This window comes from Micromonospora sp. CB01531, from assembly GCF_001905095.1.
GTDB lineage: Bacteria > Actinomycetota > Actinomycetes > Mycobacteriales > Micromonosporaceae > Micromonospora.
This window is the reverse complement of the sequence record NZ_LWLS01000061.1, coordinates 68,806-83,582: the sequence shown is the minus strand read 5'-3', so window position 1 is coordinate 83,582 and position 14,777 is coordinate 68,806. Positions and strand designations below refer to the sequence as shown.

The window sequence follows — 14,777 nt, the reverse complement described above, 5'->3', positions numbered from 1 at the left end:
TATGGTGCGCCCGTGGAGCAGATCTGCGTGGTGACGACGGTGGTGGACGCGCGGGCGGTCGCGGACGTCCTGGCGGCCGCGGCCGTCGCCGGACGCCTGGCGGCGTGCGCCCAGGTGAGCGGACAGGTGGACAGCACCTACTGGTGGCAGTCCGCGATCCAGACCACCGCCGAGTGGTCGGTGCAGTTCAAGACCGCGCCGGACCGGGTGGACGCGCTGATCGACCAGCTCCGCGCCAACCACCCGTACGAGGTGCCGGAGATCCTGGTGACCCGGGTGGAGAGCGGCAACCCGGACTACACGGCCTGGGTGCACCAACACACCCGTCCCTGAGTACGCCTACTCTGTCCGGCCGGCCCGCCGGTCACGATGCTGGCCGGGTGGAGAACACCGGCTACCCCTGCCCCGGCTGCGGCGCCCCCGCCGATCTCGCCTCCGGCTGCCCCGGCTGCGGTCGTCCGCCGTACCCGCCGGCCACCGAGGTGGTGCGGCTGGACCGGGAGATCGCCGCGCTGACGCCGCAGGTGGAGCGGGCCCGGGTCGCGCACCAGGAACTGGCGGCCCGGCTCGGCGCCGCCCGGCAGCACCGGGCGGAGCTGGCCACCCGGATCCGTCGGGAGATCCCGCCACCGCGCCCGGTCGGGCCGGTGCCACCGGTGCCCACGCCGCCGGCCGTCCCGGTACGGCCCGGTGGGGCGGAGACCTCCACCCGGACCGTGCAGGGACTGCTGTTCGTCCTCGGTGGACTGCTGCTCGGCACCGCGGCGGTGGTGTTCACGGCGGTCGCCTGGGCCGCGTTCGGGATTGCCGGGCGGGCGGTGATCCTCCTCGGCTGCACCGCGCTCGCCCTCGCTGCCCCGCTGGTGGCCCGGTGGCGCGGGCTGCGCGGCACCGCCGAGACGTTCGCCGCGGTGGGGCTGCTGCTGGTGCTCCTCGACGGGTACGCCGCCTGGTCGGTGGACCTGTTCGGGGTGGCGGGCTGGCCCGGAAGCCGCTACACGGCGCTGGTCGGGGGGATCGGCGCGGCGGTCGCGGCCGGGTACGCGCGGCTCAGCCGGCTCACCGTGCCGTGGTTCGCGGCGCTGCTGACCGCGCAGCCCGTGCTGCCGCTGGCCGCGGTGGCCGCCGAGCCGTCCGCGGCCGGCTGGGCGCTGGTGTTCACCGGGGTGGCGCTGGGCGATCTCGTGGTGGTGATCGCCCTGCGGAACCGGGTCCCGCGGGCCCACGTCGCGCTGCCGTCGGGGGTGGACGGCGCGACGTCGGCCAGTGGCGGTGACCCGAGGCGGGGCGGGGTGGCCGGCGGGGGGCCGGTCCACTTCGGCCCGTACGGGGAGGCGGCGGCCGGCGGGGGGCCGGCCGCCGCGCCCACCGGCGTCGTCGCCCCGGGAGCCGTTCCGCCCGGCCCGGCGCCGGCCGGTTCCCTGGTGGGCCCGCGTTCCGTGCCGGTGCCCGTCGGTGGCTCGGCGACGGTGGCGGCCGGCTGGGTGCTGGGTTGGATCGGGCACGGGGTCGCGCTGGCCGTCGCGGCCGGCTGCGCGCTGGTCCCGCTCGGGCTGGGGCGGGTGGCCGGCGCTCCGCTGCTGGCCGGTGGCCCGTTGCTGGTGGTGGCGCTCGCCCTGCTGACCGGCGCGCTGGCGGCCGGTGGCCGGGCGTACCGGGCGACCGCCGCCGGGCTGCTGGTGCCGGTGCTGGCCACCGCACTGATCCGGCCGGTCGCCGCGCTGCACCCGGGGCTGCTGCTGCTGGCGGCCGGGCTGGTGACGGCCGGGCTGGCTGGTGCCGTGCGGGCGGTGCCGCAGCGGCTGCGTACCGGGCCGCGGGTGGGCGCGTTGGTGGTGGCGGCCGGGGCGGGGCAGGTCGCCACGATCCTCACCGGGCTCGTCGCCGGGGCCGGCGTGCTCGCCGCGGTGCCGGCATGGCAGGGCGCCGAGCCGGTCCCGGCCCCGTCGTGGGGCTGGCAGTTGCCGGTGGCCGTGCTGCTCACCGCCGGGGCGGTGGCGCTGCTGGTGCCCCCGTCCGCGCGGCCGGTGGTGGGGGCCGTCGGCGGCGCGCTGGCCGTGCTCGCCGGGCCGGCCGCCGTGGCCACCCCCTGGCCGCTGGTGGTGGCCCTCGATCTGGTGGCGGCCACCGCGCTGCTGCTCGGCGCGGTGTACCGGCCGCGCCGCCGGTACCCGACGGTGCTGGTCCCCGCCCTGGCGGCGGCGGTCCTCCTCGGCCACGCCCTGCTGGTCGGCTGCGCCGACGCGGCTGGCGCGGGAACGGTCTTTGCGGTCCTGGCGATCGTCGGCGTGGCGGTCGCGGCGCGGGGCCGCCGGGGCGAGGGGGCCCAGCCGACCGTCGCCGGGGTGGCGCTGGGCGGTGCGCTGCTCGCCGTACCAGCGGCGGTGGCGGTCGCGCTGCTCGGCTTCGGCGCGGCGCCCTGGTGGCGGCTGCGCGGTGTGTCCGGCGCCGTCGTGCTGCTGGTGGTCGCCGTCCTCGCGGTCCGCCGACACTGGCCCGACCTGCACGGGTACGCCTCGGCCGGCTTCGCCGTCGCGCTCGGCTCGGTCGGGGTCGCGCCGCTGGTCGTACCGGGCGCCGAGCGGGTGTCGCTCTACGCCGCGGCGGGTGTGCTGCTGGCGGTGGCCGCCGGTGGGGCGGCCCGGCCGGCGGTCGCCCCGCGGGTGGTCGGCGCCGGGCTGGCCGGCCTGGCGCTGCTCGCGGCCGCCCCGGCGGTCCTGCGGGTGCTCCTGGAGTTGCCGGTCCGGCCCTGGTCCGGAGTGCCCGCCGGCGGGCCGGTGCCCGGCGCGGTGCCCGCCGGCCTGGCGCTGCTGCTGCTCGGTACGGCCGCCGCCGCGTACGCCCGCGTCGCGACGGCTCCAGATCGCGGCGCCAACCCGGACGCGCCGAGCCGGAGTCCGAGTGGCGGGCGTCGGCTGCCCACGCTGGCCGCGCTCCCGTTCGGCGCGGTCGCCCTGCCGGTGCTGCTGGCGGCGACCGGCGCGCCCTGGCCGGTGGTCCCCGCGCTGACGTTCGGGGCGGGGCTGGCCGCGCTGCTGGTGGCCGCGCTCGCCGCGCCGCGCTGGGCGTTGCTGCCGGTCACCGTGCCGCTCGGGCTGGCGCTCACCGTGCCCGGGCTGGGCGGGCTGCTCGCCACCCGGGCCGGGACGCTCGCCGGGCTGGGCGCGCTGGTCGTCGCGGCGGCGGTCGTGGGCGCGGTCGGCCGGGAGGACGGGATCCAGCTCGCCGGCTGGCTGTCGGCCCTGGCGGCGGCCACCGGGTTCGCGGTGACCGCGCCGCTGGCCGGCGGGCTGCCGCTGCGTACCGCCGCCTTCGCGGTCCTGGTCGTGGCGGCGGCGGCCCTGCACGCCGGCCCGCTGCTCCGCCCCGCGACGGCAACCCCACGGGCCGCGCTGGCGGGGGCGGCGGCGGCGCACGCGGTGGCCCTGCTGGCGCTGCTGCTCACCAGCGGTGCGCTGCGGCACGCGGCGGCGGTCTGCGCGCTGTGGGGCGCGGTCGTGGCGGTACGGGTGCTCCGGCGGGACGAGCCGGCCGGCCGGCGGTGGATCCTCGCCGGTGTCGCGGGCGGCAGCGAACTGCTCGGCGGCTGGCTGCTGCTCGCCGCCGGCGGGGTGGCGGTGCTGGAGGCGTACACCGTGCCGGCGGCGGCGCTGGCCCTCGGCGCTGGCCTGGTGGCGCTGCGCACCCGGCCGGGCCTGAACAGTTGGCTGGCGCTCGGCCCGGGGCTGGCGGCGGCGCTGCTGCCCAGCCTGGTGTCGGTGCTGGCCGCGCCGGACCCGCAGCCGTGGCGCCGGCTGGCGCTCGGGGTCGTCGCGCTCGGCGCGGTGCTCGGCGGGGCGGCCCGGCGCTGGCAGGCGCCCGTCGTGCTCGGCGCGGTCACCCTGGTCCCGCTGGCGCTGCACGAGCTGGCCCGGGGCTGGGACCTGCTGCCCCGGTGGATCTACCTGGGCCTGGGCGGTCTGGCGCTGATCGCCCTCGCCGCGACGTACGAGCGCCGTCGGCGCGACCTGGCCCGGCTGCGGGCCGCGGTGGGCCGGATGGGGTAGGGATAGCACCACCGATGGCTGGGGGGTTGGCTGGATTACCCAGCGCAGTCGATCAAGGCATGCTTGGTTACGGAGAGTCGCGCCGCCCGGTGTGACGGACCGACCGAGGAGCGGGGATCGGCATGACCTCATCATTGACGGCGCCACCGGCCCGGCGGGGCAGCGAATACGCGCGGCTGTCCCGACGGGTTGCCGAGGCGGGGCTGTTCGACCGCCGACCGGCCTGGTACGCGGCCCGGATCGGGCTCACCCTGGGTGCCTTCGTGGCCGGTTGGGTCGTGGTGGCCGCGGTCGGTGACTCCTGGGTGCAGCTGCTGCTGGCGGCCGGGATGGCGGTGGCCACCACCCAGGTGGCGTTCCTCGGGCACGACGCCGGCCACCGGCAGATGTTCCGCCGGCGCGGCCCGAGCGAGTTCGCCGGCCTGATCGCCGGCAACCTCGCAGTCGGGCTGAGCTACGGCTGGTGGGTGGACAAGCACAACCGCCACCACGCCAACCCGAACCACGAGGACGAGGACCCGGACGTCGGGGCGGGCGCGCTGGTCTGGACGTACGAGCAGGCGCTGGCGACCCGGGGGCTGGGCCGGTGGCTGGCCCGGCGGCAGGCGTGGCTGTTCTTCCCGCTGCTGCTGCTGGAAGGGCTGGCGCTGCACGTGGCCAGCGTCCAGGCGCTGGTCGGCCGGGAGCCGGACGGCCGGTGGCGCACCCCGGTGCGGCACCGCGCGGTCGAGGGCCTGCTGCTCGTCGCGCACGCCGTCGGCTACCTCGGCCTGCTGTTCGCGGTGATGTCGCCGGGTAAGGCGCTGCTCTTCGTCGCCGTTCACCAGGGGCTCTGGGGGCTCTACATGGGCTGCGCGTTCGCCCCGAACCACAAGGGCATGCCGATGCCCACCGCCGACGACGACCTCGACTTCCTGCGTAAGCAGGTGCTCACCTCGCGCAACGTGCGGGGCGGCCGGTTCGTTGACGTGGCGCTGGGGGCGCTCAACTACCAGATCGAGCACCACCTCTTCCCGAACATGCCCCGGGCCAACCTGCGGCGGGCCCAGCCGATCGTCCGGGCGTACTGCGCCGAGCAGGGCATCCCGTACGTCGAGACCGGGCTGGTCGAGTCGTACCGGCAGGCCCTGGGCCACCTGCACGAGGTCGGCCGCCCGCTGCGGGCCGGCTGAGCGGGACCGCGCCGGGCGGAGGCGGCGGCCCCCGCCCGGGCCGGCGGGTCAGCCTAGCCCCCGCCACCCACCGGCGAAGGTCGATTTCCGCCGTGCGTGGATCGGCCTGAATCAGCGCTGCCGGTAGGGTCGGGTCATGACAGACGTGCGCAGCGCGGCGGCGGTGCGGAACGAGACGGGCGGGCGGGTGCCAACCCGTCGGATCGACGGCACCGTCCGGAGCGCGGCATGAGATTCGAGATCAGCAAGGTGCTCGACGCCATCGAGGGGCGGGTCTGCACCGACCCCGCACTGGCCCGGGCCGTGGTGGACCTGGCCGAAGTGATCCGCTGGCAGAACCTGGACGGCGGCCGGCCGGCCAGCCTGCTGCGGCTCGGCATGGTGATCGACGCCCTGTCCCAGCAGTTGGGGGAGGACAGCGTCCCGGTCTACGCCATCGTGCACCGGGCCCTGCTCTCCGACGCGGACCTGACCTCCAACGAGCGGATGGTGGTCCGGCGCTGGGCGGACGACGGTCTGGTGGAGGTGCTGGACCACCCCGGCGACCGGGTGCTGGAGGTGGCCGACCTGCTCGGGCTGCCCGTGCTCAGCCGGGGGCGCTTCGACGGGCTGAGCGGCCGCTACCCGTGGCTCGGGCAGGCCGGAAGGGTGCTCGCGCCGGTGCCCGGCGCAGGTGGCCCGGTGTTCATCGCGCACGTCGGCGGCGGGCAGAGCCCGGCTTCCGGCAGCCGCTCACCGGTGGGCGCGAAGCTGCTGGCCCGGCAGTGGCGCTGCCCCGAGCCCGGGTGCGCGCTCTTCGGCGGCGGTGGGGGCGGCGGCGCCTTCGCCGACCTGGCCCGGGTGGACCGCGCCCCGGCCGGCCAGCCCCCGCCCACGCTGCGCAACGGGGCGCCGACCTGCCCCCGGCACGGCGTCCGGCTTGGCGACGCCGGGCCGCGGCCGCGGACGGAGCTGCTGGCGGTACGCATCGGCGGGCTGGTCCGGCGGCGGTTCGTGCTCACCGAGTCCCAGCCGGTGCTGGTCGGGCGGGCACCGGACTCGTCCGGCGGGATCGTGCTCGGCCAGTGGCTCAACGACGAGGCGCGGCGCTGGATCAGCCGCAGCCACGTCCGGTTCGAGCTGCGGGCTGGTCGAGGCGAGGTGGTCGTCACCGACACCAGCACCAACGGCTCGGGCGTACGGCCGGGCGGTTCGATGGCCGAGTCGGACCGGATCGCGCTGGCCCCGCAGCAGTCCCGGGTGCTGGGTGAGGGCGACATCGTCGAGCTCTACCCGGGCGTGCAGGTCGGCCGCGCCGACGAGCTGCCCAGCGACGCGAAGTTCAGCCCCACCTCGGTGATGGCGGAGGCCCCCACCATGGCGATGCGCCTGCCGCGCCCCTGAGGCGCACGACGAAGGGCGCCGGGACCGTCGCGGTCCCGGCGCCCTTTCGCGTACGGGGGTCAGCCCTCCAGCACGGCGGCGAGCTGGGCCACCGCGTGGTCGATCTCCTCCTCGGTGATCACCAGCGGCGGGGCGAGCCGGATGGTCGAGCCGTGGGTGTCCTTGGCCAGGACGCCCCGCTCCATCAGCCGCTCGCAGGCCTGCCGGCCGGTCATCAGCGCCGGGTCGATGTCCAGGCCGGCCCAGAGGCCCCGGCCCCGGACGGCGACCAGGCCCTTGCCGATCAGGCCGCGCAGGCCGGCGTGCAGCCGTTCGCCCAGCTCGGCCGAGCGCCGCTGGAACTCGCCGGTGGCGAGCAGCCGGACCACCTCGGTGGCGACGGCGCAGGCCAGCGGGTTGCCGCCGAACGTCGAGCCGTGCTGGCCCGGCTTGAGCACGCCGAGCACGTCGGTGTTCGCGGCCACCGCGGAGACCGGCACGATGCCGCCGCCGAGCGCCTTGCCCAGCAGGTACATGTCCGGAACGACACCCTCGTGGTCGCAGGCGAACGTCGCGCCGGTACGCCCCAGACCCGACTGGATCTCGTCGGCGATGAACAGGACGTTCCGCTCGGTGCAGACCCGGCGGACGCCCGGCAGGTAGCCCTCCGCCGGCACCACGACACCCTGCTCGCCCTGGATCGGCTCGAGCAGCACGGCGACCGTGTTCTCGTCGATCGCGGCGGTCAGCGCGTCCAGGTCGCCGTAGGGGACGACCGTGAAGCCCGGGGTGTACGGCCCGAAGTCGGCGCGCGCGTCCTCGTCGGTGGAGAAGCTGACGATCGTGGTGGTCCGGCCGTGGAAGTTCCCCTCGGCAACCACGATGTTCGCCTGGCCCGGGGTCACGCCCTTGACCTGGTAGCCCCACTTGCGGGCGACCTTGATGCCGGTTTCCACCGCCTCCGCGCCGGTGTTCATCGGCAGGACCAGGTCCTTGCCGCACAGCTCGGCCAGCTCCCGGCAGAAGTCGGCGAACTGGTCGTGGATGAACGCCCGGCTGGTCAGCGTGAGCCGGTCGAGCTGCGCGTGCGCGGCCTCGATCAGCTGCGGGTGCCGGTGGCCGAAGTTCAGCGCCGAGTAGCCGGCCAGGCAGTCCAGGTAGCGGCGGCCGTCCACGTCGGTCAGCCAGGCGCCCTCGGCGGACGAGATCACCACGGGCAGCGGGTGGTAGTTGTGCGCCGTGTGACGCTCCGCGTCCCGTACGGCGGACGGCGTCCGCAGCATGTCGTCGATGATCACTTGTCTGCCTTTCCCTGACGGAGTCGCAACGTGCAGCACTTCGGTCCGCCGCCGGCCTTGCGCAGCTCGGACAGGTCGATCCCGATGGTCTGGTAGCCCCGGTCGCGCAGCTTGGCGGCGAGGTCGGTGGCCTGGGCGGGCAGCACCACGTGCCGGCCGTCGCTGACCGCGTTCAGCCCGAGCACCTCGGCGTCGGCCATGGTGGCGTGGATGGCGTCCGGGAAGAGCCGGCGCAGCACCGCCCGGCTGCCCGGCGAGAACGCCTCCGGCAGGTACGCGACGGTCCGCTCGTCGAGCACGGTGAGCGCGGTGTCCAGGTGGTAGAAGCGCGGGTCCACCAGCTGCATGGTGATCACCGGGTAGCCGAAGACCTCCTGGAGCTGGGCGTGCGAGGCGTGCGCGGTGCGGAACCCGGTCCCGGCGAGCAGGTGGTCGCCGACCAGCAGGATGTCGCCCTCGCCCTCGTTGACGTGCTTCGGGTCGTACATCTCGAAGCCGGCAGCCTCGAACCAGGCCCGGTAGGCGGGGGCCTCGTCGGCGCGCTGCGGGTCACGGAACTGCACCGCCATGGCCTTGCCGTCGATCACGGTGCCGCCGTTGGCGGCGAAGACCATGTCCGGCAGGCCGGCGACGGGGTCGATCAGCTCGACCTCGTGGCCCAGGTCGACGTACGTCTGGCGGAGCTGCTCCCACTGCCGGATCGCCAGGTCGGCGTCGACCGGCGCGGTCGGATCCATCCACGGGTTGATCGCGTAGTCGACCGCGAAGTACGTCGGCCGGCACATCAGAAAGCGCTGGCGGGTGGCGTCCATCGTCATGTCGTGCTCCCAGGGGTCGGGCGCGCCCGGCCACGGTCGGCCCACGGGCTGGCGCCGTGGTCCAACGTTATGCGCCGCAGGCCGGCGACATCCACCGCGAGAAGTTGCGTTCGGCGTCGGATCGTTGCGTCTGGCGCTCTGACGGCGTCGGATCGTTGCGTCGACGCCCAGTCCCGCTCCAAACGAGGTGGGCCGGCGGGTGCCGGGACGTCTCGATCTCGTCCAGCCGGGCCATCGCCAGGTCCGCCCACCTGGGGCGACGCCCCGCCCGGGCCGGCGCGATCCGGGCCGGCGTCGCCGTGGTCGACCCCCTGGCCATCCCGGACACACTTCGGGGGCGGCCATCGCCGCCCCCGAAGAGGATGTGCCCGGCTGGTGAACCACCAGACTGGTCGGGCGTGCCGGCGCACCGCCAGGCGAGCCGATCAGTGCCCGTCAGAACATCGCGGCAAACTGTGAATCAAGCCACTCGCGGAACCGGCCGACCCACTCGCCGTCGGTCGTCGGCCAGTCGAACTGGCCGGTCAGCGCGACGAGGCCGAGCACCACGGCGGCGAGGCCGACCACCACGCCGATCAGCGCGTCGGTCGTACCGGCCACGTGCCGCCGGCGGGTGGCGACCAGGCCGAGCACGGCGAGCACCGCGCCGACCGCGCCGAGCCCGATGCCATATCCGGCGAGGCTGCCGCTCAGCACGAACAGCGCGCCGACCACGGAGGCGATCAGGCCGAGGGTGGCCAGCAGGCTGGCCCGAGGCTTCGGCCCGAGGGCCACCGGAGCCGTCCGGGCATCGGCGTCGGGGCGGGCCGACGGCCGGTCCGGCTGGCCGTCCCGGTCCAGGTCGACGGTGCGCTCCAGGGCCGGATCCGGGTCGACCCCGGCGTGCCGTCCCTCGGTAGCGACCGGACGGCCGGTGGCGGCCGTGTGGCGGCCGTCGACGACGCCGTCGCCGTCGACGGCCTCATCTCGCGCCGGGGCGTTGCGGTGGGACAAAATCTTCATTTCGACACCTCCTGATCTGCTGCGTGGAGGCCGGGTGATGCGCAGTGGCGACCACGCGTGACACGCAGGAGGTACCCGGCCGCCGGGAATTCGACACCCGTCGACGGGTGGCCGGACTCCCCAGCGGCGCCGCCGGGGCCCCGGGCTACCGTTGCCGTCGTGCCAGAGGGACACACCATCCACCGCTTGGCGGCCCGACACGCCGAACTCTTCGCGGGCGACCGGGTGCACGCCGCCAGCCCGCAGGGCCGCTTCGCCGGGGGCGCGGCCCGGCTCACCGGCACCGTCCTCGAGGGCACCGAGGCGTACGGCAAGCACCTGCTGCACCACTACGCCGGCGAGCTGACCCTGCACGTGCACCTCGGCCTCTACGGCAAGTTCGCCGACGGGCCCGGCGAGCCGCCGCCCCCGGTCGGGCAGGTGCGGCTGCGACTCAGCAACGACGGCGCCAGCTCTCGGCGTGGCGGCAGACGCGCCGAGGTGGGCCTCGATCTGGCCGACATCGGCGTCCCGCCAGCCGGCGAGGACCACCGGCACTGGCTGGACCTGACCGGCCCGACCGCCTGCGAGCTGCTCACCCCGCCCGAGGTGGCGGCCCTGCGCGACCGGCTCGGCTCGGACCCGCTGCGCGCCGACACCGACCCCGACCGGGCGTACGCGCGGATCCGGCGCAGCCCCACCCCGCTCGCCGCGCTGCTGCTGGACCAGTCGGTGGTGGCCGGCACCGGGCTGATCTTCGTGACCGAGGCGCTGTTCCGCGCCGGGCTGCCGCCCACCCTGCCCGGGCGGGACCTCACCCCGGCCGGCTGGGCGGAGCTCTGGGCCGACCTGGTGGCGCTGATGACCCTCGCCGTCGAGCGGGGCCGGATCGACACCGTGCGGGACGAGCACCTGCCGCAGGCGATGGGCCGCGCGCCCCGCGTCGACCGGCACGGCGGGGAGGTGTACGTCTACCGCCGCCCCGGCGCGGCCTGCCACGTCTGCGGTGCCGCGATCAGCCGGGGCGAGCTGGCCGGCCGCAACCTCTACTGGTGCCCCACCTGCCAGGCCGGCTGACGCCAGGCCGCCGGCCGTGTCAACCCACCGCGCGATGGACGCGGATCTGGTGACGGAGCCGCTCGACGTGACCGAACCCCGGCCGCCTCCCGGGGTCGGTCACTCCTCGCCGAGCAGCCAGCGGACCACCTCGACCTGATTCGGGAAGACCTCGTCCCCGCCGATGCTCCACGCGATGGTGTGCACGATCGTCCAGCCCCGGACCCGTTCCCGGTCGAGGCCCAGCTCGGCGCTGAGCCGATCCAGCCGATAGCGGACCGCATCGGGCGAGTGCCCCAGCTCCGCGCCACGCACCATCGGCACCAGCGCGAACTCCCGCTCGCCGGCCAGCGGCTTCGGGTCGATGACCAACCACGGTTCCCGGGTCGCCCGGAGCACGTTGCCGGCGTGCAGGTCCTGGTTGACCAGCACCTGCTCGCCCTGCTGGGCACCAGATCGGCGAGCAGCCCGAGCGCCGCGTCCAGCAGCCGCCGTTCGTACGGGCGGTTGGCCCGCTCCCAGTTCGCCGGTAGCTGCTCCGCCCAGCCGGTCGCCTCCTCGGCGAGCGGGGTGAACGGCGGGCCGGCCGGCACGCCGAGCCGGGGGAGCAGTTCGACCACCACGTCCAGAGCCGCATCGAGGGGCAGCTCGTGCAGCGGGGTGCCGGGCACGCAGCGCTCCACCAGCAGCGCCCGCCGTGGCGGGTCGTGGGCCAGCAACCGGATCGTGCCGGCACCGGCCCAGCGGGCCAGCGCGGTCGCCTCGTGCGCACTGTCCGCGTCCGGGTACTGGAGCTTCAGCACCGCCGCGGTGCCGTCGGGCAGCTCCGCCGGCATCGCCAGCGAGGCGAACGCGTACGGGTAGGGCGGTCCGATCCGCAGCTCCCACCGCCGTACGCACTCGGCCAGCAGGTCCGGCAGCTCGGCCAGCCAGACCCGGCCCGCCGGCAGCCGCCGGACCCAGCCCAGGCCCTCGGGGATCTCCAGGTGCCCGGCCATCCGGCCATCCTGGACCACGTCGGCGGGTCGCGTACAGCCGATTCCGGGACAGGTTGGCAGGGCGGAGGCGGGCGGTGGGTTGGACCGGCCGGTGACCGGTCCGGGAGCGGTCCCGCCCCGCCCCGGACCGGAGCCCTCAGCGGAGGCGGCGGATGTCGCCGTACGCCCGGTAGAACCCGCCCCGACCGGCCACCCGCACGTCGGTGACCAGGTAGCGGGCGCCCGGCTCGCGGATGCCCTTGGGGAACTGCACCGGCCAGTCCCGGCGGTAGCCGTTCGACAGCACGTGGATGCGCAGCCGGCCACCCTCCTCGACGCACTCCACCACCACGCCGGCCCGGTCGTCGGTGGTGACCTCCACCGTGGTCCAGGCGGCCGGCTCGGGCAGCCGGGTCGGGGCCTTCACGTCGACCACCTCGGGCACGCTGCCCGCCTCGGCGGCCCGGATGGCCGGCTCGCTGGCGTCGATGCAAGCCAGGTAGCCGCTGGTGGTGACCACGTAGAGCCGCTCCTCGTGGTACTGCATCGAGTACGCCGAGCCGCAGCCGGTGCCGAGCTTCCACAGCCGGTTGCCGGCCGCGTCGAAGCAGTAGATCGAGGACGCGCTGTCGCCGGCGAAGACGTACCGGCCGCCCTCGGCGGTGGCGCAGGAGAAGACCGCGGCGTCGCACCGGTACGTCCGCTCGGCGCGCCCGTCCTTGCGCAGCCGCACCACCTCGCGGGTGCCGGTGCCGGCGAACACGCTGTCCCGCTCCTGCCAGCCGAAGAGCACCGCCCCGGTCCGGGTGTGCCACAGCTCCCGTCCGGTACGCCAGTCGTAGCCGGTCACCCCCTGCGAGTGGCCGTGGTAGAGCGCATCGGTGTCACAGCGCACCATCCAGGCGGACCGGCCCCGCCCCGGCCGGCGCCAGAGGAACTCGTCCTCGTGGTCGATCGCGGCGATGCCGCCCTCGCGGTCGGAGACGCCCAGGACGCCGTCATGGATGTCCAGCCAGTAGATGTCGATGTCCGGGGCGATCGCGTACGCCACCCGGGGCACCTTGCCGGAGAGGTCGTAGACGTTCCCGTCGTCGCAACCCGCGTAGATCCAGGCGTCGTCGGCGACGATGCACTTCACCCCGTCGGGGAGCCGGACCTGGTTCAGCACCCGGTCGTCGTGGCCCAGGGTGGTGATCACCCCGTGCTCGTTGCCCACCATGCAGCTCTGCCCGTCGATGAAGATGCCGAACGCGGGCGCGCCCGAGTCGTACCGCCAGAGGACCGGGGCGGTGCGGGCGGTGGAGCGGGTGCTCACGATCTGCCGGCGGGTGACCGCCCGCTTCTGGCGTACGCCCGGCACCGCCGGGGCGTACCCCTTGCGGACCTTCTCGCCGATCTTCTTCGCGGCGGCGGCCCGGGCCCGGACGTTGTCCGGGAAGGTGGTCGTCTTCACCTGGCCCAGGTCGCCGATCCGGCCGTAGCGCACGGTCAGCGCGGTGTCCGCCACCACGACCTCGTAGAACTTGTGCGCTCCTCCGTCCACTTCGGACAGTTCGAGGTAGGTCGTCTCCTGCGACATGGGATGCCTCCGAGGGAAAAGGCGCCGGACCCGGCACCGCGACAGCGCGCACACGCTAACCGCGCCCCCCGACAACAACTGCACCCGAAGCCGGCGGGCGCCCTATCGTTCGGCGCGGGAGAGGGCGTCGACGGCCCGGCGGGCGGCGATCAGGACCGGATCCCAGACCGGCGCGAACGGCGGGGCGTAGCCGAGGTCCAGCGCGGTCATCTCGTCCACCGTCATGCCGTTCCACAACGCCACGGCCAGCGCGTCGATCCGCTTGGCCGCCTCGGACCAGCCGACGATCTGCGCTCCGAGCAGCCGGCCGCCGGGCCGCTCGGCGATCAGCTTCACCGTCATGGGACGGGCACCGGGGTAGTAGCCGGCCCGGTTGGTCGACTCGGCCCGTACCGTGACGAACTCGAAACCGGCCGCGGTGGCGTCCGACTCCCGCAGGCCGGTCCGCCCCACCTCCAGGTCGCAGACCTTGGTCACCGCCGTGCCGACCACGCCGGGGAAGGTCGCGTACCCGCCGCCGATGTTGATCCCGGCGACCCGGCCCTGCTTGTTGGCGTGGGTGCCCAGCGGGATGTGCACCGGCAGGCCGCTGACCCGGTGCAGGGTCTCCACGCAGTCGCCGGCGGCCCAGACGCCCGGCACCCCGGGTACCCGCATCCGCAGGTCGGTGCGGATTCCGCCGGTCGGGCCGAGCGGCAGGCCGGCCGCTGCGGCGAGGGCCGTGTTCGGGCGTACGCCGAGACCCAGCACCACGACGTCGGCCGGGATCGGCCCCTCGGCGGTGACCACCGCGGCGATCCGCCCGTCCCGCTCCTGCAGGCCGGTGACCGTCAGGCCGCTACGGATGCCGATGCCCACCTTGCGCAGGGCGGCGGCGACCAGCTCGCCCATGTCGGGGTCCACCGTGGACATCGGCTGGGCGCCCTGCTCGACCAGGTCGACCGAGAGCCCGTGCTGGAGCAGCGCCTCGGCTATCTCCACACCGATGTAGCCGCCGCCGACCACCACCGCGCGCCGGGGCCGCGGCTCGCGGTCCAGCCAGTCCAGCAGGGCCGCGCCGTCGTCGAGGGTCTGCACGCCGAAGACCCCGGCGATGCCGCCGCGCGCCCAGTCGGGCTGCACCGGAACCGCGCCGGTGGCGTAGACCAGGCTGTCGAAACCCGCGCGGACCTCGCCGCCGCCGTCCAGGTCGCGGGCGACCACCTCGCGGCGGTCCAGGTCGATGGCGGTGACCTCGTGCCGTAGCCGCACGTCGATGTCGAACTGCTCGCGGAAGGTGACCGTATCGCGGGCGATGAGCGCGTCCCGGTCCGGCACCAGCCCGCTGATCCAGTACGGGATGCCGCAGGCGGAGTACGAGGTGAAGTGGCCGCGCTCGAAGGCGACGATCTCCAGGTCGGCCCCGTCGCGGCGGCGTCGGGCCTGGGAGGCGGCCGCCATCCCGGCCGCGTCCCCGCCGACGACGATCAGCCGTTCCGCCACGGGCCC

At 75.6% G+C, this 14,777-nt stretch carries 10 protein-coding genes and 1 pseudogene; 5 read left to right on the top strand and 6 right to left on the bottom strand.

From position 1 onward, the window contains the following. The first annotated feature begins 12 nt into the window (after positions 1-12). The 4 genes from cutA (at position 13) to A6A27_RS12120 (ending at position 6,601) form a co-directional block, all read left to right on the top strand. Complete coding sequence (cutA, locus tag A6A27_RS12135) at positions 13-333, top strand: divalent-cation tolerance protein CutA (RefSeq protein WP_073834690.1); 321 nt, start codon at positions 13-15, stop codon at positions 331-333. 47 nt (positions 334-380) lie between these two features. Further along, positions 381-4,046, top strand: a complete 3,666-nt coding sequence (locus tag A6A27_RS12130; protein WP_073834689.1) for an SCO7613 C-terminal domain-containing membrane protein — start codon at positions 381-383, stop codon at positions 4,044-4,046. A 122-nt stretch (positions 4,047-4,168) separates the two neighbouring features. Further along, positions 4,169-5,218, top strand: a complete 1,050-nt coding sequence (locus tag A6A27_RS12125; protein WP_073834688.1) for a fatty acid desaturase family protein — start codon at positions 4,169-4,171, stop codon at positions 5,216-5,218. A gap of 228 nt (positions 5,219-5,446) precedes the next feature. Further along, positions 5,447-6,601 carry an FHA domain-containing protein gene (locus A6A27_RS12120; RefSeq protein WP_073834687.1) on the top strand — a complete coding sequence of 385 codons (1,155 nt, stop codon included), beginning with the start codon at positions 5,447-5,449 and terminating at the stop codon, positions 6,599-6,601. 59 nt (positions 6,602-6,660) lie between these two features. Here the strand turns inward: A6A27_RS12120 and rocD are convergent, their stop codons facing one another. The 3 genes from rocD to A6A27_RS12105 form a co-directional block, all read right to left on the bottom strand. Then, the gene (gene rocD / locus A6A27_RS12115) at positions 6,661-7,875 is read right to left on the bottom strand and encodes an ornithine--oxo-acid transaminase (RefSeq protein ID WP_198940288.1); all 1,215 of its coding nucleotides are present in this window, start codon (positions 7,873-7,875) and stop codon (positions 6,661-6,663) included. Beyond that, complete coding sequence (gene ddaH / locus A6A27_RS12110; protein WP_187413458.1) at positions 7,875-8,690, bottom strand: dimethylargininase; 816 nt, start codon at positions 8,688-8,690, stop codon at positions 7,875-7,877. The genes rocD and ddaH overlap by 1 nt, the downstream gene beginning before the upstream one ends. Positions 8,691-9,131: 441 nt before the next feature. Then, on the bottom strand, positions 9,132-9,698 hold the full coding sequence (locus A6A27_RS12105; protein WP_073834686.1) for a hypothetical protein: 567 nt from the start codon (positions 9,696-9,698) through the stop codon (positions 9,132-9,134). Positions 9,699-9,857: 159 nt separating this feature from the next. On the opposite strand from A6A27_RS12105, the gene A6A27_RS12100 reads away from it, so the two are divergent. Beyond that, positions 9,858-10,754 (top strand): Fpg/Nei family DNA glycosylase, encoded by an 897-nt coding sequence (locus tag A6A27_RS12100; protein ID WP_073834685.1) that lies wholly within the window; start codon positions 9,858-9,860, stop codon positions 10,752-10,754. 99 nt (positions 10,755-10,853) lie between these two features. Here A6A27_RS12100 and A6A27_RS12095 read toward each other — a convergent pair. The 3 genes and pseudogenes from A6A27_RS12095 to A6A27_RS12085 form a co-directional block, all read right to left on the bottom strand. Continuing rightward, positions 10,854-11,569 (bottom strand): annotated as a pseudogene (locus tag A6A27_RS12095) (aminoglycoside phosphotransferase family protein). Between the two features lie 298 nt (positions 11,570-11,867). Continuing rightward, positions 11,868-13,289 (bottom strand): WGR domain-containing protein, encoded by a 1,422-nt coding sequence (locus A6A27_RS12090; protein ID WP_073834684.1) that lies wholly within the window; start codon positions 13,287-13,289, stop codon positions 11,868-11,870. A gap of 102 nt (positions 13,290-13,391) precedes the next feature. Next, a complete protein-coding gene (locus A6A27_RS12085; RefSeq protein ID WP_073834683.1) occupies positions 13,392-14,771 on the bottom strand; it encodes an FAD-dependent oxidoreductase in 1,380 nt (459 codons plus the stop codon). Positions 14,772-14,777: the final 6 nt, after the last annotated feature.

Excerpts from the sequence above, each read along its gene's own strand:
- ddaH (WP_187413458.1), bottom strand. The coding sequence starts at position 8,690 with ATGGACGCCACCCGCCAGCGCTTTCTGATGTGCCGGCCGACGTACTTC.
- A6A27_RS12090 (WP_073834684.1), bottom strand. The coding sequence starts at position 13,289 with ATGTCGCAGGAGACGACCTACCTCGAACTGTCCGAAGTGGACGGAGGA.
- A6A27_RS12105 (WP_073834686.1), bottom strand. The coding sequence starts at position 9,698 with ATGAAGATTTTGTCCCACCGCAACGCCCCGGCGCGAGATGAGGCCGTC.
- A6A27_RS12125 (WP_073834688.1), top strand. The coding sequence starts at position 4,169 with ATGACCTCATCATTGACGGCGCCACCGGCCCGGCGGGGCAGCGAATAC.
- A6A27_RS12120 (WP_073834687.1), top strand. The coding sequence starts at position 5,447 with ATGAGATTCGAGATCAGCAAGGTGCTCGACGCCATCGAGGGGCGGGTC.